General features: G+C 71.0%; 16 protein-coding genes. 9 read left to right on the forward strand and 7 right to left on the reverse strand.

Annotation, left to right across the window (positions count from 1 at the left end):
- Window positions 1-118 precede the first annotated feature (118 nt).
- The 3 genes from ACIA8X_RS32265 to ACIA8X_RS32275 are packed head-to-tail and all read left to right on the forward strand — an operon-like array spanning window position 119 to window position 3832.
- Entirely contained in the window at window positions 119-1456 is a 1338-nt protein-coding gene (locus tag ACIA8X_RS32265; protein ID WP_393441956.1) for a hypothetical protein, read from the forward strand.
- Complete coding sequence (locus ACIA8X_RS32270) at window positions 1453-3072, forward strand: substrate-binding domain-containing protein (RefSeq protein ID WP_399459749.1); 1620 nt, start codon at window positions 1453-1455, stop codon at window positions 3070-3072. Before ACIA8X_RS32265 ends, ACIA8X_RS32270 begins: the two co-directional genes overlap by 4 nt.
- Entirely contained in the window at window positions 3059-3832 is a 774-nt protein-coding gene (locus tag ACIA8X_RS32275) for a hypothetical protein (RefSeq protein WP_393441960.1), read from the forward strand. The genes ACIA8X_RS32270 and ACIA8X_RS32275 overlap by 14 nt, the downstream gene beginning before the upstream one ends.
- Before the next feature lie 15 nt (window positions 3833-3847).
- Here ACIA8X_RS32275 and ACIA8X_RS32280 read toward each other — a convergent pair whose 3' ends face one another.
- The 5 genes from ACIA8X_RS32280 to ACIA8X_RS32300 all read right to left on the reverse strand — a co-directional run bounded on the left by ACIA8X_RS32280 (window position 3848) and on the right by ACIA8X_RS32300 (window position 9516).
- Entirely contained in the window at window positions 3848-4858 is a 1011-nt protein-coding gene (locus ACIA8X_RS32280) for an LLM class F420-dependent oxidoreductase (RefSeq protein WP_399459750.1), read from the reverse strand.
- Between the two features lie 119 nt (window positions 4859-4977).
- On the reverse strand, window positions 4978-5805 hold the full coding sequence (locus ACIA8X_RS32285) for a hypothetical protein (RefSeq protein ID WP_393441964.1): 828 nt from the start codon (window positions 5803-5805) through the stop codon (window positions 4978-4980).
- Between the two features lie 167 nt (window positions 5806-5972).
- Window positions 5973-6914 carry an N-acetylmuramoyl-L-alanine amidase gene (locus ACIA8X_RS32290; protein WP_399459752.1) on the reverse strand — a complete coding sequence of 314 codons (942 nt, stop codon included), beginning with the start codon at window positions 6912-6914 and terminating at the stop codon, window positions 5973-5975.
- A 72-nt stretch (window positions 6915-6986) separates the two neighbouring features.
- A complete protein-coding gene (locus tag ACIA8X_RS32295) occupies window positions 6987-7640 on the reverse strand; it encodes a class I SAM-dependent methyltransferase (RefSeq protein WP_399459753.1) in 654 nt (217 codons plus the stop codon).
- 121 nt (window positions 7641-7761) lie between these two features.
- Window positions 7762-9516: an MFS transporter gene (locus ACIA8X_RS32300; protein ID WP_399459754.1), complete on the reverse strand. Its 1755-nt coding sequence runs from the start codon at window positions 9514-9516 to the stop codon at window positions 7762-7764.
- Window positions 9517-9711: 195 nt separating this feature from the next.
- Between ACIA8X_RS32300 and ACIA8X_RS32305 the strand changes: the two genes are divergently transcribed.
- From ACIA8X_RS32305 to ACIA8X_RS32315, 3 genes are read left to right on the forward strand one after another with little or no spacing between them, the layout of a single operon-like run.
- Window positions 9712-11184, forward strand: coding sequence for an MFS transporter (locus tag ACIA8X_RS32305; RefSeq protein ID WP_399459755.1), 1473 nt, complete (start codon window positions 9712-9714; stop codon window positions 11182-11184).
- Between the two features lie 51 nt (window positions 11185-11235).
- On the forward strand, window positions 11236-11775 hold the full coding sequence (locus ACIA8X_RS32310; protein ID WP_093907940.1) for a SigE family RNA polymerase sigma factor: 540 nt from the start codon (window positions 11236-11238) through the stop codon (window positions 11773-11775).
- Complete coding sequence (locus tag ACIA8X_RS32315; RefSeq protein WP_399459756.1) at window positions 11775-12632, forward strand: hypothetical protein; 858 nt, start codon at window positions 11775-11777, stop codon at window positions 12630-12632. The genes ACIA8X_RS32310 and ACIA8X_RS32315 overlap by 1 nt, the downstream gene beginning before the upstream one ends.
- A gap of 39 nt (window positions 12633-12671) precedes the next feature.
- Here ACIA8X_RS32315 and ACIA8X_RS32320 read toward each other — a convergent pair whose 3' ends face one another.
- Together ACIA8X_RS32320 and ACIA8X_RS32325 are read right to left on the reverse strand one after the other, a co-directional pair.
- Complete coding sequence (locus tag ACIA8X_RS32320; RefSeq protein ID WP_399459847.1) at window positions 12672-13439, reverse strand: response regulator; 768 nt, start codon at window positions 13437-13439, stop codon at window positions 12672-12674.
- A gap of 159 nt (window positions 13440-13598) precedes the next feature.
- Window positions 13599-14345, reverse strand: a complete 747-nt coding sequence (locus ACIA8X_RS32325; RefSeq protein WP_393441979.1) for a dienelactone hydrolase family protein — start codon at window positions 14343-14345, stop codon at window positions 13599-13601.
- A gap of 109 nt (window positions 14346-14454) precedes the next feature.
- On the opposite strand from ACIA8X_RS32325, the gene ACIA8X_RS32330 reads away from it, so the two are divergent.
- The 3 genes from ACIA8X_RS32330 to ACIA8X_RS32340 all read left to right on the forward strand — a co-directional run bounded on the left by ACIA8X_RS32330 (window position 14455) and on the right by ACIA8X_RS32340 (window position 17205).
- Window positions 14455-14937 carry a MarR family winged helix-turn-helix transcriptional regulator gene (locus ACIA8X_RS32330; RefSeq protein ID WP_399459757.1) on the forward strand — a complete coding sequence of 161 codons (483 nt, stop codon included), beginning with the start codon at window positions 14455-14457 and terminating at the stop codon, window positions 14935-14937.
- 212 nt (window positions 14938-15149) lie between these two features.
- On the forward strand, window positions 15150-16025 hold the full coding sequence (locus tag ACIA8X_RS32335; protein WP_399459758.1) for a MaoC/PaaZ C-terminal domain-containing protein: 876 nt from the start codon (window positions 15150-15152) through the stop codon (window positions 16023-16025).
- Between the two features lie 103 nt (window positions 16026-16128).
- On the forward strand, window positions 16129-17205 hold the full coding sequence (locus ACIA8X_RS32340; RefSeq protein ID WP_393441985.1) for a Zn-dependent alcohol dehydrogenase: 1077 nt from the start codon (window positions 16129-16131) through the stop codon (window positions 17203-17205).
- Window positions 17206-17210: the final 5 nt, after the last annotated feature.

A 17210-nucleotide genomic window follows, 5' to 3' on the forward strand; every position in this document is an offset into this window, starting at 1 on the left:
CAAACCGGGTGACCGGAGTCCCAACGGGTTTCTACGTTCAACTGGCGTTCCCCGTAAGGTCGTTCGCCCGTCATCGTGATCACCGACGATCCTCCTCCCGGAGAGGGCAGGAGAGCCGGTGTCCGAAGCAGACAGACCGCACGCCACATCCGAAGCCGACAGACCACGCACCGCACAGGAACCCCGACTGCGCACCCGTGACAGGGACCGCCCCCGGGCGCGCTTACCGATCCGCGTCAAGATCGCCCTGCCGCTCGCCCTGACCGGGCTGATCGCCCTGCTCGTCACGGGCAACGCACTGCGGCCGTTCGACCGCATCACCACGATCGAGGCCAGGATGGCCTCCAAGTCCGACTACTTCAAAGACCCCGAGGTACAGCGGCTGCTGCTGAAGCACGGCCTGCGCGTCGACATCCACCGGCTCGGCTCCCGGGGCATCGCCACCCAGTCCTTGAAGGGCATGGACGCGGTCTTCCCGTCCGGCCAGCCCGCGGCCAAGCAGATCCTCGACCGGCGGGACCACTCGGCGCGTTCGGTGCGCCCCTTCGTGACACCGCTGGTGCTCGGCACCTTCCGGGCCTACGCCGAGACGCTGGAGAAGATGGGCGTGGCCACCGCGCAGCGCGCCGCGAACGGCGGCAAGACGCTGTACTACGACCTCGACATGCGCGCGTTCATGGGCCTGCTCGACGGAAGGACAGGCGAGGGCAACAAGGATCTGGTCGGCGACCAGGACGGGGACGACGCCCGCGAACGCGCCGACACCTGGAACGGCATCGGCTTCGACAAGGCCGGTGGACGCAGCAACAGCGGCCGGGTCCTGGTCCGCACCTCCAGCGTCTGCGAGTCCAACTCCGCGGGCACCTACCTCAGCATCCTCGCCTTCGTGAAGAACGACGACAGCACACCCGGCGCGGGCGAGGCCGACAAAGCCAAGGCGATGGCGAAGGCCCAGAAGGTCGCCCGGCTGATCAAACCCCTCATCGACCTCCAGGGCATGTGGGCCGACGAACAGGCCGACAGCTACCTCTCCGACCTCGGCGAGAGCATCGCGCCCATCTCGCTGATCTACGAGCACCAGTACCTGGCCCACCAGATCGAGTACGAGCAGAAGTACGGCAAGCAGGACACCGACCGCGTCCTGCTCTACCCCACCCCCTACGCCCTCACCGAGCCGCAGCTCATCTCCCTGAGCGACAACGGCGACCGGCTGGTCCGCGTCATCCAGGACGACCCCGAACTGCGCCAGCGCGCCATCGAGCTGGGCTTCCGCGTCCGCTTCTCCGGCGAGGACGGCACCAGCGACCAGCTCAACGACTACCTGAGCGAGCACGGCATCCAGGTGCCGACCCCGAACCGCGACGAGACCAAGGTGTACGAACCCGACCTGGACGTCCTGGAGGAGATCATCAACTCCGTGGGCTCCTGCCCGCCGCCCGTGCGGGACGCCCCATGAAGCGATACGCGCGCACCCTCACCGCCTGTCTGACCCTGAGCCTGACCCTGCTCGCCTCCCTCACCTCCTGCGGCGGGGGAGAGGAGGAGGTGACGCTGCGGGTCCTCGCCAGCCCCGAACTCGCCGACCTGGAACCGCTGTTGGGTGAGTTGGAGGACGACACCGGCGTCCGGCTGGAGATGGACTACCGGGCGACCGCCGACCTGTCCGGCGTCCGTGGTTCGTCTGCCCGTGGTTCGTCTGTCGGCAGTTCGTCTGCCCGCGGTTCGTCGTACGACCTGGCCTGGCCCGCGTCCGACCGCTCGTTCCTGCTGCGGCTGCAGGACTCGGGCGAACAGGCGGCCCGGCCCGAGTCGACCGCGATCATGCGCTCGCCCGTGGTGGTCGGCCTCACGCCCGAGGTCGCCGACAAGCTGCGGGCCGAGGCGCCCGGCGGACGGCTGTCGTGGGCGGACATCGCGGACGCCGCCGCCGACGGCACCGTACGGTTCGGGATGGCCGATCCGCGCCGCAGCGACACCGGGCGCGCGGCCCTCGTAGGCGTCGCCACCGCCGCCGCCGGCACCGGCAGCGCACTGCGAGAACAGGACGTCTCCTGCGACCGGTTGCGCGGCTTCCGCTCCGGCCAGACCCTCACCGCCGCCAGCTCACGCGAACTCATCGCGTCGTACACCGGCCACCAGGGCGAGACCAACGCGCTGATCGCCCATGAGTCCGAGCTGCTGTCCCTCAACGCCACGAAGAAGCTGCGCGAGCCGCTGCGGATCGTCCATCCCGAGGACGGCATGGTGCTGTCCGACTTCCCGCTGCTGCTGCTCGACCCCGGGGAGCGGACCGCGTACCGGAAGGTCGTCGACTGGCTGCTGCGGGCCGCCGTACAGCAGAAGCTGATGAAGCGCACCTGGCGCCGCCCGGTCAACCAGGAGGTCACACCGGCCGAACCCCTGCGCGCGGCCGTCGGCAACGCCCTGTCCTTCCCCGACCGGCTCTCCATCGTGGAGCGACTGGTCGCCGACTACGGGGATCCCGCGAGCGCCACCACCGACCAGGTGGTGTTCCTGCTCGACTTCTCCGGCTCCATGCGCGGCGAGCGCATCGCCGACCTGCGCGCCGCCTTCGCCGGACTCAGCGGCGCCGACCCCACGTCCACCGGCAAGTTCGCCCGCTTCTACCGGGGCGAGCACCTCACCGTCGTACGGTTCGGCGGGCGGGTCCTCCAGGAACGCACGGTGACCGTGCGCGGCGACGGTGATCTGAAGGCCCTCGACAAGATGGTCGCCGATGGCTCCTTCGACGACTCCACCGCCGTCTGGTCGGCCCTCGACCGCGGCTACCGCATCGCCGCCGACGCGGTGCGCGAGGCACCCGAACGGCCCGTCGCCATCGTGCTGATGACGGACGGCGAGAGCAACGCGGGCATGACGTACGAGGAGTTCCTGCGCCGCTACGACCGACTCGGCACCGAGGTACGCGAAGTACCCACCTTCCCCGTCCACTTCGGCGAGGCCGACGCGGCCGCGTTGAAGAAGGCCGCTGCCGCGACGGGCGGCCGCGTGGTCGACGCCAACAGTTCCTCCCTCTCCGACGCTTTCAAGGAGATCCGTGGGTGTCATTGACAGTCAGTGGTGGAGCATGCGGTGGCCGTGGATGGCCGTCTGGCTCCTGACGGGCGTCTGCGTCGCCGTGGTCGCACAGTACGGGGTGGCGCGCTGGGTGGCCGCCCGGCGCAGACGGCGCCTGCGGGACGGACGCATGTTCTCCGGCATGTGCATCTACCTCCACGAGACACGGGTCGAGGGCGTCGCGGACATCCTCGGCATACCGAAGGCCGACGTGAACGTCTCCCACGAGACCAGCGTCTCCACCGGCTTCGGCCTGTTCGGCAGGTTCACCGTCGGCGGCCGGGCCGAACGCGACACCAACACTCAGACGCGCAGGGAGTACTGGGAGCCCAACACCCCCATGAAGACGATCCGCCTGATCATGGACCGGCTGCGGCAGCGGGACATGGTGGTGGACGCCGACCTCGCGACCGAGCAGCTCTTCCTCACCGCGGCCCTCGCCGACCAACTGCGCGGCACGGAGCCCGGCGGCAGACCCCTGACCGCGGTCCGAGGGACCTACGTCTCGGTCTCCGGCCTCTTCACGGTCCGCAGGGACGGCGAGGACGTCGTCCTGCGAGCCCGCTACGGCAGCGGCGATCCGCGCCCACAGATGAAGATCACCTGCGAGGGGGCCTGGGTCCGCGAGGAGGAGTTCCGGGTCGACAGCTTCTCGGCGGAGGAGGAGTTCCCGGCGACCTGCCTGGGCAGGGTGCGCACCTGGAACGGCACGACGGGCGAGCTGACGCTGGACCCGATCTCGGTCTTCCAGTGAACACGCGCTGTACGGTTACGAGTTGAGCTCGGCAAGCACCCGCAGGGTATGCGGATCGGGCGAGAGGACCAACAGATCCGTCACCGGCCCCTTCCGCCACAACTCCAGCCGCTCGGCGATGCGTTCACGCGGCCCGACGAGGGAGATCTCGTCGGCGAAGGCGTCGGGGACGGCGAGGACGGCATCCTGCTTACGGCCGCTGAGGAACAGCTCCTGAATCCGCCGGGCCTCCTCCTCGTAGCCCATGCGCGCCATGAGATCGGCGTGGAAGTTGCGGGCGGCGTGGCCCATGCCGCCGATGTAGAAGCCGAGCATGACCTTGACGGGGAGGAGCCCTTCCGTCACGTCATCGCAGACCTGGACACGCGCCATGGGGGCGACGAGGAAGTCCTCGGGAAGTTCGCGGACCACCTCTCCGTACACCTCCGGTCGGCTCGGCGACCAGTACAACGGCAGCCACCCGTCGGCGATCCGCGTCGTCTGGGCGACGTTCTTAGGTCCCTCGGCGCCGAGAAGGACGGGAAGGTCGGGGCGCAGGGGATGGGTGATCGACTTCAGGGCCTTGCCGATGCCGGTGGCGTCCGGGCCGCGATACGGGTGGGAGTGAAACCGCCCGTCTAGCTCCACAGGCGCCTCGCGCCTGAGCACTTGCCGTACGACATCGACGTACTCCCGCGTCGCGGTCAGCGGCGACTTCGGGAACGGCCGCCCGTACCACCCCTCCACCACCTGCGGCCCCGACAGCCCGAGCCCCAGCATCATGCGACCGCCGGAGAGGTGGTCGAGGGTGAGGGCGTGCATGGCGGTGGTGGTGGGGGAGCGGGCGGCCATCTGGGCAACGGCCGTACCCAGCTTGATCCTTGAGGTCCGCGCGGCGATCCAGGTGAGCGGCGTGAAGGCGTCGGACCCCCAGGACTCGGCCGTCCACACGGAGTCGTAGCCGAGCCGCTCGGCCTCCTGGGCGAGGGGGAGGTGGTCCGCGGAGGGGCCGCGACCCCAGTAGCCGAGAGCGAGCCCGAGCCGCATACGCCTGCCTCCTTCTGACGGTGTGTCAGGTAGACCGGTCGGAGGGCGACTGTACGACAACGGCCCCTCACCGGGAAGGGTGAGGGGCCGTAGTACGGCTTGCGTACGGCTTCGGTTGCTCAGCCGCGCTGGATACCCGAGGTGTCCTGGAGGACACCACGCCGACCGTCCTGCGTCTGCGCGACCAGGGCCGGGCCGCGCTGCTCGACGGCCAGGTACCAGGTGCCCGGCGCGAGTTCGGCGATCGGCGTCGGCGAGCCGTCCTCCGCGAACAGCGGACGCGGCACGGGCACGGCGAACCAGAACGGCGAGAAGTCCCCGCCGGGCGCGGGTGCCTGCGGCTGAGGCTGCCCCGGCTGCGGCTGCCCACCGAAGGGCTGCCCCGGCTGCGGCTGCCCACCGTATGGCTGCTGCGGCTGCTGCGCACCCGGGTAGCCGTAACCACCCTGCGGCTGACCGCCGTAGGGCTGGGGGGCGGCGGGGCGGGGGGCCGGGATGAGGGCGGCCTGGAGGGCGGGGACGAGGGGGGTGGCGATGGCGGCGCCGGCCATGACCAGGGTTGCGACGAGGGCGAGGATCACGCCGATACCCGCCTTGGGGCCGTCGGCGGTGCCGCCGCCCAGGTTGTCTAGGCCGCCCGCCGGGTCGAAGACGTTGCCGAGCGCGCTCCAAGCGGCGAACACCGTGAAGGCGATGCCGAACTGGCCGAGGTCCAGACCGGCGACCTTGGGCACCTGCGGCAGACCCCGGGCGACCACGATGAGCGCGGCGCCGATGATGCCCGCCAGAATGACACCGAGCAGGAGAGGTCCGCTGCCCCAGGAGTTCGGCAACTCGACGCCCTCGGCGCCTTCAGAGGAGTAGATGTCGAGGAACGACGCGATCAACAGCAACACCGCTGCTCCGATCACCACGCCGTCGCCTCGAGTGAGGGAGCGGATATTCACTTCAGTCGGTCCTTCATCTGTCGTCTCGTCATCGGCATCGCTGGAGGCGTCGCTGTCACCATGTCGCCCTCGGGCCCCGGTGTGAAGCGCGGGGGTGGCCCCTCATCGTAGGGACGACCCTATCTTCCGACCGGCGAGGGTGTCCGCCGGGATCAGCCCGCCGATCACTACCCGCGCAGGAAACTCACGATTCCCTCAGAGATCCCTCGCGCCGCCTTCTGTCGCCACGCGCCGCTGGTGAGCAGTGCCGCGTCCATGCTGTCGCGCATGTTGCCGCACTCGATGAACACCTTGGGAACCGTTGACAGATTGAGACCGCCGAGGTCCTCGCGGGTGTCCAGGCCGGTGCCGTCGCCGACGTAGTTGGAGGGTGCGCTGCCCGTGATGCGGACGAAGGAGCCGGCGATGCGCTCGCCGAGGTCGCGGGAGGAGGTGACGATCGGGGCGGTGTTCGCGGCGCCCTCGGACACCTTGGCCGGGAGGATGACGTGGAAGCCGCGTTGGCCGGTGTCCGCGCCGTCCGCGTGGATGGAGACGACGGCGTCGGCGTGTGCCTTGTTGCCGATCTGTGCTCGTTCGTCGACGCACGGGCCCCACGGCCGGTCGCCGTCCTGTGTGAACCTCACCGTGGCGCCCTGCTTCTGCAGCAGCGTGCGCAGGCGGTGGGCGACGTCGAGTGTGAACTTCGCCTCGGTGTAGCCGTCGTTGGTGGATGTCCCCGTTGTGTCGCACTCCTTCCAGTTCGTGCCGATGTCGACCTTGCGGTTGATCTCGGCCGTGTGCTGGAAGTTGCCGGGGTTGTGGCCCGGGTCGATGACGACGACCTTGCCCTTGAGGGGGCCGGACGACGCGGGCGCCGAGGTGGAGTCGGCGGTGGGGGTCGGGCCCGGTGGCTTGTCGTCGTTCGTCGCGGAGATGGTCGGCGGTGTCTCCGACGGCCGTACGGCCGCGTTGCCCGACGCGCCCGCGTTGCCGGAGTCACCCATCGCCTCGTACAGCACCCAGCCGAGCAGCGCGCCCGGCACGAGGGCGGCGGCCACGACGGTCAGGGCGCGGCGGCGCGGGCGGCGGGGGTGGGGAGGTTCGAAATCCGGGCCTACGTACGACACGCCTGCCACCTTACGGGCCGCCCCGGCCCTCCGCGTGAAGGCGCGGTCGAGCACGGTCGGTCGGCCGCAGGTTCAGATCCCCGTCCCCGTCCGCTTCAGCACCCGCAGCGACTCCGTCACCGACACCTCCGTGAACCCGCCGGATTCCAGCGCCCGTAGATACACCCGGTACGGGGCCTGCCCGGTGAACTCGTCCTTCGGGTCCGGGAACACGTCGTGGATGAGGAGCAGTCCGCCCTCGGCGACATGCGGGGCCCAGCCCTCGTAGTCGGCGTTCGCGTGCTCGTCGGTGTGGCCGCCGTCGATGAAGACGAGGCCGAGGGGAGTGCCCCAGACCTTCGCCACCTGCGGGGAGCGGCCGACGAGGGCGACCACGTGCTCCTCCAGGCCGGCCTTGTGCAGCGTGCGGCGGAACGTCGGCAGCGTGTCCATCAGGCCGATCTCGGGGTCGACCGTCTCCGGGTCGTGGTAGTCCCACCCCGGCTGCTGCTCCTCGCTGCCGCGGTGGTGGTCGACCGTGAGGGCCGTCACCCCGGCCGCGCGGGCCGCGTCGGCCAGGAGGATCGTCGAACGGCCGCAGTACGTGCCGACCTCCAGGAGGGGCAGGCCGAGCCGCCCGGCCTCGACGGCCGCCGCGTAGAGCGCGAGCCCCTCGCCCACGGGCATGAAGCCCTTGGCCGCCTCGAACGCGGCCAGGATCTCGGGTTTGGGGGCCGGGGCGGCCATGCGGGTCCCTTTCGGTCGTACGAGCGTGTGGGCGCCCATCGTGCACCACCACCCCCGTCACATGGGCGACGGGGGGTGTGACGGGGGGCGACGGGCGCGTGCGGGCAGCCGGGAGTCGGCGTCAGGCGGTAACCGTCTCCGTCGGCAACGCCAGGTCCACGTCCACCGCGCTGTCGTCGCCCGCGTGCGTCGCCGACGAGGCGAGCGGGGCGTGGCCGTCGGCGCGGGCGGCCAGGACGTAGGCGCCCTGGGTGGGGACCGAGAGGGCGTAGGTGCCGTCCTCCGCGGAGAGGGTCGCGCCGGCCTGGCGGCCCCGGCGGTCGATCAGGGTCACCTTGGCGCGGGCCACCGGCGTGCCCTCGGCGTCCAGGACCCGGCCGCGGAAGCCGCGCAGAGCCTCCTCGGCGCGCTCCAGGTTGGCGTCCTCCTCGCTGCTGGCGCGCAGCTGCGGCTGGGCGGCGGCAGGGCGCTGCTTCGGGAGGAAGAGGGCCAGCAGGAGGCCTACGGCGACCGCGGCGGTCGCGATCAGGAAGGAGACCCGGAAGCCGTGCATCGTGGGGATCTCGACGCCGCCGACGTTGTTCGCGGTGTTGGCCAGCACCATGCCGATGACGGCGCTCGACACGGACGTACCGATGGAACGCATCAGCGTGTTGAGGCCGTTCGCCGCGCCCGTCTCGGAGGCCGGGACCGCGCCGATGATCAGGGCGGGCAGGGAGGAGTAGGCCAGGCCGATGCCGGCGCCCAGGACGACCGAGATGACGAGGCTCTGCCAGGGCGCGCTCATCAGGCCGAGGCCGGCGCCGTAGCCGATCGCGATGATCAGCATGCCGAGGATGAGGGTGACCTTGGGGCCGTACTTCGCCGAGAGGCGGGCGTAGACGGGCGCCGTGAACATCATCGTCAGGCCCAGCGGGGCCACCAGCAGACCCGCCACGACCATCGACTGGCCTAGGCCGTAGCCGGTCGCCTTCGGGAGCTGGAGGAGCTGGGGCAGGACGAGCGAGACGACGTAGAACGAGACCCCGACCATGATCGAGGCGAGGTTCGTGAAGAGGACCGCCGGGCGGGCCGTGGTGCGCAGGTCGACGAGGGGGGCCTTGGTGCGCAGCTCGTAGACGCCCCAGAGGAGGAGGACGGCGGCCGACGCGGCGAACATGCCGAGGGTGGTGGCGGAGGTCCAGCCCCAGTCGCTGCCCTTGGTGATCGGGAGGAGGAAGAGGACGAGGCCGGCGGAGAGGCCGAGCGCGCCGACGTAGTCGAAGGTGCCTTCCGCGCGGAGCTTGGACTCCGGTACGACGAGGAGCGTGAGGGCGATGGCGAGGACGCCGAGGCCGGCGGCGCCGTAGAAGAGGGCGTGCCAGTTCGCGTGCTGGGCGACCAGGGCCGCGGCGGGCAGCGCGAGTCCGCCGCCGACGCCGATGGAGGAGCTCATCAGGGCCATCGCCGAGCCGAGCCGCTCACGGGGCAGCATGTCGCGCATCAGGCCGATGCCGAGGGGGATCGCGCCCATCGCGAAGCCCTGGAGGGTACGGCCGACGATCATGGGGAGCAGGGTGCTGGTGAACGCGCTGATCAGCGCGCCGACCACCATCACCGACAGGCTGGCTATCAGCAGCCGCCGCTTGCCGTAGAGGTCGCCGAGGCGGCCCATGATCGGGGTGGCGACGGCGCCCGAGAGCAGGGTCGAGGTCAGGACCCAGGTGGCGTTGCTGGGCGCGGTGTCCAGCAGCTGCGGCAGGTCCTTGATGACCGGGACGAGCAGGGTCTGCATCACCGCGACAACGATGCCCGCGAAGGCGAGGACCGGGACGAGGGCGCCGGAGACGCCGGTGGTCGCTCTGCCGGTGGGCTGTTCGTTCGTCGTTTGTGTCATGTGGGGGATCAACCCGGTGTGCCTGGGCAACTATTCCGATGCTTTGGCCAGCTAACGATTTTTTGACCTGCTCTTGGGGAACGGGCCCAGGGCTAATGGGCCCAGGGCTAACGGGCCTAGGACTAACGAGCGCGGGGCTACGGGAAACGGTCCTAGGCCGAATTCCTGATGCCAGGAGCGTCGGTCGTTGAGAGCATGACATCCATGCTCGAAGCCGCCGACGTCACCCGCGCCCCCCGCCGTACCGCGCCGCCCACCTGGCTGGTGGTGGCCCTCGCGTGCGCCGGGCAGTTCCTGGTCGTGCTCGACGTGTCCGTCGTGAACGTCGCGCTGCCGTCGATGCGGGCCGATCTCGGGCTGAGCGCGCAGGGGCTGCAGTGGGCGGTGAACGCCTACGCGATCGCCTTCGCCGGCTTCATGCTGCTCGGCGGGCGGGCCGGAGACCTCTACGGCCGCAAGCGGATGTTTCTCGTCGGGCTCGGCCTGTTCACCCTGGCCTCGCTGGCCGGCGGGCTGGCCCAGCAGGACTGGCAGCTGCTGGTGGCGCGGGCCGTGCAGGGGCTCGGCGCGGCCGTGCTGGCGCCCTCGACGCTGACGATTCTGACGGCGGCGGTGCCGGAGGGGGCGGCCCGGGCGCGGGCGATAGGGACGTGGACCGCCGTCGGCGCGGGCGGTGGCGCGGCGGGCGGACTCGTCGGCGGGGTGCTGGTGGATGTGCTGTCCTGGCGCTGGGTGCTGCTGATCAACGTGCCGGTGGGGGCGGTGGTGCTGGCCGGTGCGGTGCGCTGGCTGGTGGAGAGCCGCAACGGGGGCAGACAGCGGCTGGACCTGCTGGGCGCGGTGCTGGTGACGGCCGGTCTCGCGACCTTGGCCTACGGCATCTCGCAGACGGAGGCCTCGGGCTGGACGGCGCCCGCCACGGTCGTCCCGCTGCTCGCCGGTCCCGCTCTGATCGGCGCCTTCCTCGTCGTGGAGTCGCGTACGGCGGCACCGCTGATGCCGCTGGGGTTGCTCCGGCTGCGGTCGGTGGCGTCGGCGAACGTGGCGATGTTCCTGTCCGGGTCGGCGATGTTCTGCATGTGGTTCTTCATGACGCTGTACGTGCAGAACGTCCTCGGCTACACCCCGCTGGAGGCCGGCCTGGCGCTGGTGCCGAGTTCGCTGGCGGTGGTCGTCGGCTCCAAGCTGGCGCCGCGGCTGATGCGGGCGGTCGGCGCGCGCAACGTGGCGGTGCTGGGCACGGTCGTGGCCGCCGTCGGCTTCGGCTGGCAGTCGACGCTGAGCGTGGCGAGCGGATATCTGACCTCGATCATGGTGCCGGGCATCCTGATGATGCTGGGCGCGGGTCTGGGGGCGACGCCTCTCGCGGCGCTGGCGACGTCCGGGGCGCGGCCGGGTGACGCCGGGCTGGTGTCGGGGCTGGTCAACACCTCGCGCACGATGGGGGGTTCGCTGGGGCTCGCGGTCATGTCGACGATCGCGGCGGCGCGTTCTACGGCGGAAAGTGGGGCGGCGGGGGCGGCAGGGTCGGCGGTGGCGGCGGGGGAGCTGACGCCGGAGGCGCTGACGGAGGGGTACGCGTTGGTGTTCCGTACGTCGGCGGTGGTGCTGGTGGTGGGGGCGGTGCTGATGCTGCTGTGGCTGCCGAAAAAATCCGCCGCCTCCTGAGGCAACGGTCTGGGCGGTCCATGGACTCCTTTGAATATCAAGGAGGTGCCCATGGGGGATCGCAAGGCGGCTCGGGACACGGAGTTCCAGAGCTTTGTCATCGGCCGCTGGCCGCGGCTGATGCGGACGGCATTTCTCCTCACGGGGGAGCAGCACGCCGCGGAGGACCTGGTCCAGTCGACGCTGGAACAGGTCTACGTGGCCTGGCGCAGAGTCGGCTCGGCCGACGACCCGGAGGCCTATGTACGACGCGTGATGATCAACGCGCACGCACGCAAACACCGCCGACGGCTCAGGGAGTTCCTCGCGCCGAAGGACGACTCCGGCCTGGCGCGCGAGGTGGCGGACACCGAGGACCGCATCGGCCGGGCCGAGGACCGCAGCTCCCTGCTGTCGGCGCTCGCCCAACTGCCGCCGCGGCAGCGGGAGGCGGTGGTGCTGCGGTACTGGGAGGACCTGACCGAGACACAGACGGCGGAGGCGATGGGCTGTTCCGTCGGCGCGGTGAAGAGCAATGCGGCCAAGGGGATTGCGAAACTCCGCGCCATACCGGGACTGGCCGAGATGGTGACGCAGGGAGGGCGGGGCTGATGAACGCGGACCGGGAGACGAACCACGGCATGACCAGCCATGACATGACGGGAGACGGCGTGACCGGCCACGGCATGACCCACACGGACGTCGCGTTCCTGCTGGCCGACGCCGCGGACGAGGTCGAGGTCGGCATAGCCCCCTACGACGCGGTGCTCCGGGGCGGCCGCCGCCGCAAGGCCCGCCGCTGGGCGGTGGCAACCGCGACGGCCCTGGTGCTGGTCGGCTCGGCGGGGACGCTGGCGGTGGCGGGACTGCCGGGCGGGAACGAGGGCCGGGGCGCACAGGTGGCGACGCAGGCGCCGGCCCCGTCGGTGCGGAACGTGTACCCACCGGAGCGGACGATGCTCGCGACCGGCACCGACGGCAACCAGCAATGGTGGGTCACCATCGACGTGTGGCCGGCGCCGCGCGACGCGAGTGAGGCACAGGCCCAGTGGGAGGCCATGAGCGTGTACGGGAGCCAGCCGGTCGGGAAAGCCTCGGAACTGATCGGCAAGAGCGCGTACGTCGTGAGCCGGACGTACGGCGACGGCGAACCGACGGTCACTTTTATCGACGTCTTCAACGAGAACAACCCCGATTCGGGCAAGGACCTCCAATCCGGGGCGATGCCTCTGTCCCCGGCCGACAGCGGCCCCAACCGCCTCGTCATCGGCCAGGTCGCCCCGACGGCCCAAGAGGTCACCTGCACCTGGAAGAACGGCATGAAGACCACGCTCCACACGGCCCCTGACAACGAGACCGTCGACGCCGATGTCCCGGCGATCCGCCCGGCGGCCAAGTCTCCGGTCAACTGGTTCGTGTGCGTGGCGCCGGAAGGGACGGAGTACAAGTCGGTGGGGGTGACGAAGTAGACGAAGTAGGGGGCAGGCGAACCGTCACTGAGGCCGCGGCTACAGCCACCCCTGCCGCTGGGCCTCCCGCAGCGCCGCCGTCTGCTCGCGGGTGCCGGTCTTGGAGACGGTGGAGGAGAGGAGATCGCGGACCGTCGGTTCGGAGAGGTGGAGTCGGCCGGCGATGTCGGTGATCGTCGCGCCGTCCGCCGAAGCCCAGAGGACATCGCGCTCCTGAGCGGTGAGCGGATTGGGCTCGGCGTCGAGGGCGGTGACGGCGGGTGCGGTCGCGTCGAGGGCGGTGGCGTCGTGTGCGGACGTGTCGAGGGCGGTGGCGTCGTGTGCGGTGGTGTCAGGGGCGGTGGGGTCGTGCGAGGTCGCGTCGAGGCCGGTGGCGTCGTGTGCGCTGGCGGCAAGGGCAGGGTCGATGACCGTCTCGCCGGTCAGGACTCGGCGGATCGCGGTCGCCAACTCCTCCATGGGGGCGTCCTTCACCAGGAAACCGGCGGCACCCGCGGCCATGGCCCGATGGAGGTGGCCGGGGCGGCCGTGGGTGGTCAGGAGCAGGACCCGGCAGTCCGGCGCCTGGTCGCGCAGGTCGGCCGCGATGTCGAGGCCGCTGCGGCCCGGGAGTTCGACGTCGAGGAGGGCGACGTCGGGGCGGTGGGTGAGGGCGGCGTCCACGATCGCCTCCCCGGCCGACACCTGCGCCACGACCGTGAGGTCCGGCTCCATCCCGAGCAGTAAGGCGAGCGCCCCGCGCGTCATGCCCGGGTCCTCGGCGAGCAGGACCCTGATGGACTTCGCGGGCCGGTGGTCCCGGGGCATTTCGTTCACGGGGCCAGCGTATGGGGAAAGGGCCTGGTGGGAGCCGGGGTGACGCGACCTGGGGGAACCGGTTTTCGAGTCGCGCCACCCGTCGCGATCAGCGGCATGACCCGGCGAACGCCAAACCCATGAACACCTCGGCCTCCTGGGCCCGGAGCGTCAGCCGCCGGCCAGGGTGCGGTCGAGGAGGGGGAGCAGGCGGTCCCAGTGGCGCCGCAGCCCGGAGGCGTTGAAGGCGTCGGTGTCGGACATGGTGAAGCCGTGGACGGTGCCGGGGTAGATCTCGGAGGTGTGGTCGACACCTGCGGCGTCCAGGGCCCGGTTGAGTTCGCCGAGGGCCTCGGGTGTCATGTCGCCCTCGGCGTGGCCGAGGTGGACCTGGGCGGTGAGCTTGGTGAGGAGGCGGTGCAGGCCTTCGGGCCCGTCGGCGGCCACAGGGCCGTGGAATGCGGCGAGGGCTGCCACCTGGCCGGGGTGGGCCGCGGCGGTGCGCATCGCCAGGAGGCCGCCAATGCAGTACCCGGTCACCGCGACCGGTCCGGCGCCGACCTCGGGCTGGGCGGTGAGGAACCTGAGATAGGCGTCGGCGTCGCTCAGGGCACGTTCGGTGGTGTGCGCCTCGATCAAGGGCATCAGCTGGGCGAAGACCGCGTGCCGGGCCTCTTCTCCGATGTGCTCGGGAAGTTCGATCACCGGTGCCGGGCCGTGCCGGTAGAGGAAGTTGGGGACGAGCACGTAGTACCCGTGCCCGGCCAGCTCGCAGGCCATCTCGCGCAGTACGGGCCGGATACCGAAGCCGTCCGCATACATGAGCACCCCTGGATGCCGCTCGCCGTGGTCGGGGAAGGCGGCGAAGGCGTCGGCCTGGCCGTCCGGGGTGGGGATCCGCAGGTTCTTGGTGGGCAAAAGCTTCCCTCCGTGGGGTGCACTCGATGAACGTTCGTCGCACTAACGTTTTTGACGCGAGTGAACGTATATCGTTAGTCGGACTAACGCAATGAGCAGGGTGGGTGCCATGATCAGAGACGAAGCCGCGGGCGTGCGCGACGGCGGCGTGCCCAAGACGCCGGACAGACTGCGTCGACGGGCGAGCCGACTGCTGTCGCAGCTGGCCACGCGGTCGGACCGGCTGATCACCGAGGGGCTGGCCCGGGCCGACGCCCGCCAGTGGCACTACGCCGTACTCGCCTCTCTGGAGGAGTACGGGCCGGGCAGTCAGGCGGAGCTGAGCAGGCGCTCCGGGATCTACCGCAGCGACATGGTCGGTGTGCTCAACGAACTGGCCGAGCGTGACCTCGTCGAGCGCGCGCCGGACCCCGACGACCGGCGCCGCAACATCATCACGATCTCCACCCGGGGGCGTCGCCGGCTACGCCGCCTCGACCAGGTCCTGGACGACCTCCACGACGAACTGCTCGCACCGCTGAGCCCGGCCGAACGCGACCAGCTCGTCGGGTTGCTCACCCGCCTGCTGGACCATCACGCCCGCACCTCCTGAGCGTCGAGGGGCAGGGCACCCCCAACCCGGCGAACCCCATCTGATGCGACGTCAGGAGTCTTCACAACTGCGGTGCCCTCGGCTATACAGAGGTCGCCGGACTGGAACGCGTTCTAGAACGGCCCGTGACGACCTCGGTGCGGCCGACGGTGCGGACGGCCGTACCGAGGTCTTGCCCCATCTGCCTGCCGCCCCGTCCTCTCAGGAGCCCCATGCCCATCGACGCCGCGAAGGCCGTAGCCGCCGAACCCCGGACCGGTGAGATCTCCTGGACCCCGAAGGACGTGCAGCTCTACCACCTCGGCATCGGCGCGGGCGCCCGCCCGGACATCGCCGCCCCGGCCACCGACCCCGACGAACTGCGCTACACGCTGGAGTCCCGGCTGCACGTCCTGCCCAGCTTCGTCACCGTCGCCGGCGCCGGCTCACCCGGCGTGATCAGCAGTCTGTCCATGCCCGGCATCGAGGTCGACCTCGCCCGCGTCCTGCACGGCGGGCAGTCGCTCACCGTCCACCGCCCGCTGCCCGTCGCGGGCACCGCCACCGCCACCGGCCGTATCGCCGCCGTCTACGACAAGGGCAAGGCGGCCGTCCTCGTCATGCGCACCGAGGTCGCCGACGCCGACGGCCCGTTGTGGACCAACGACGCGCAGATCTTCGTACGGGGCGAGGGGGGATGGGGCGGCGACCGTGGCCCCTCCGCGCGCCTCGAACCGCCGGCCGGCGACCCCGACAAGGTCGTCGAGCGGCCCATCCGTGCGGACCAGGCCCTCCTCTACCGCCTCTCCGGCGACCTCAACCCCCTGCACGCCGACCCGGAGTTCGCCAAGATCGCCGGATTCGAGCGGCCCATCCTGCACGGGCTGTGCACCTACGGGATCACGCTCAAGGCGGTCGTCGACACGCTGCTCGGCGGGGACGTGACCCGGGTGCGGTCGTACGTCACCCGGTTCGCCGGGGTCGTGTTCCCGGGGGAGACCCTGCGGATCCGCATGTGGCGGCAGGAGGGCCGGGTCCGGGTGGAGGTGGGGGCAGTGGAGCGGGACGACGCGCCCGTCCTCGCCGACACGATCGTCGAACACGGCTGAGCCCCGCACGACCCCGCATCCCGTTGCACCACCCCGCACGGCCCCGCAACCCGTCGCACCACCCCGCACGCCCTACGCCCGTACTCCTGAGAGGAGCCGCACCATGCGAGCAGCCCTACTGCACGAGATCGGCCAGGACAAGCTCGAGGTCCTCGATGACGTCGAGGCGGTGGGCTTCGGGCCCGGCAGGGTGCGGATCCGAGTGCGGGCCACCGGGCTGTGCCACTCCGACCTGTCCGCGATGGGCGGGGTGCTCCCGCAGCCGGCGCCCTTCGTGCCGGGCCACGAGGGTGCCGGCGAGATCCTCGAAGTCGGAGAAGGCGTACGGCACTTGAAGCCCGGCGACCGCGTCGTCGTCTGCTGGCTCCCCGCCTGCGGCGCTTGTCCCGCCTGCAAGCGCGGCCAGACCCAGCTGTGCCTGGCCGGATTCATGAACGCCGGCACCCCCAACTTCAAGCGCCCCGGCGGTGACGTCTTCGGTTTCGCCGGCACCGGCACCTTCACCGAGGAGGTCGTCGTCGACGCCGGCTGCGCGGTGCCGATCCCCGACGACGTCCCCTTCGACATAGCCGCCCTCATCGGCTGCGGGGTCACCACCGGACTCGGCGCGGCCCTCAACACCGCCGACGTGGAGGCCGGTTCGTCGGTCGCCGTCATCGGCTGCGGGGGCGTCGGCATCTCCGCGATCCAGGGCGCCCGGCTCAAGGGGGCGGCGGAGATAGTCGCCGTCGACCCGGTCGCCTCGCGCCGCGAGTCCGCGCTCAAGTTCGGTGCCACCAGGGCCATTTCCCCGGACGAGCTGGCCGACGCCAAGCAGCAGGTCACCGCCGGCGAGGGCTTCGACTACGTCTTCGAGGTCGTCGGCAAGTCCGCCACCGCCCGGACGGCGTACGAGAACACCCGGCGCGGCGGCACCCTCGTCATCGTGGGCGCGGGTGCCCTGGACGACTTCCTGCAGCTCAGCATGTTCGAGCTGTTCTTCGACGAGAAGCGGATCCTGCCGTCCATGTACGGCGGCGGCGACGTCCTGAGCTCCTACGAGCGGACGATCGCGCTCTGGCGCGCCGGTCGCATCGACCTCGCGGGCCTGATCACCCACCGCGTGCCGCTCGCCGACATCAACGAGGCCCTGGACCAGATGCGCTCGGGCACGGCACTGCGCACCTGCATCGAGATCTGACGTCG

Origin of the sequence: Streptomyces sp. NPDC051738, assembly GCF_044453205.1 — a bacterium.
Classification (GTDB): Bacteria; Actinomycetota; Actinomycetes; order Streptomycetales; family Streptomycetaceae; genus Streptomyces.

Coding starts and splice junctions, on each gene's coding strand:
- ACIA8X_RS32270 (WP_399459749.1), top strand. CDS start 1,453: ATGAAGCGATACGCGCGCACCCTCACCGCCTGTCTGACCCTGAGCCTG.
- ACIA8X_RS32280 (WP_399459750.1), bottom strand. CDS start 4,858: ATGCGGCTCGGGCTCGCTCTCGGCTACTGGGGTCGCGGCCCCTCCGCG.
- ACIA8X_RS32295 (WP_399459753.1), bottom strand. CDS start 7,640: ATGGCCGCCCCGGCCCCCAAACCCGAGATCCTGGCCGCGTTCGAGGCG.
- ACIA8X_RS32300 (WP_399459754.1), bottom strand. CDS start 9,516: ATGACACAAACGACGAACGAACAGCCCACCGGCAGAGCGACCACCGGC.
- ACIA8X_RS32305 (WP_399459755.1), top strand. CDS start 9,712: ATGACATCCATGCTCGAAGCCGCCGACGTCACCCGCGCCCCCCGCCGT.
- ACIA8X_RS32310 (WP_093907940.1), top strand. CDS start 11,236: ATGGGGGATCGCAAGGCGGCTCGGGACACGGAGTTCCAGAGCTTTGTC.
- ACIA8X_RS32315 (WP_399459756.1), top strand. CDS start 11,775: ATGAACGCGGACCGGGAGACGAACCACGGCATGACCAGCCATGACATG.
- ACIA8X_RS32320 (WP_399459847.1), bottom strand. CDS start 13,439: ATGCCCCGGGACCACCGGCCCGCGAAGTCCATCAGGGTCCTGCTCGCC.
- ACIA8X_RS32330 (WP_399459757.1), top strand. CDS start 14,455: ATGATCAGAGACGAAGCCGCGGGCGTGCGCGACGGCGGCGTGCCCAAG.
- ACIA8X_RS32335 (WP_399459758.1), top strand. CDS start 15,150: ATGCCCATCGACGCCGCGAAGGCCGTAGCCGCCGAACCCCGGACCGGT.
- ACIA8X_RS32340 (WP_393441985.1), top strand. CDS start 16,129: ATGCGAGCAGCCCTACTGCACGAGATCGGCCAGGACAAGCTCGAGGTC.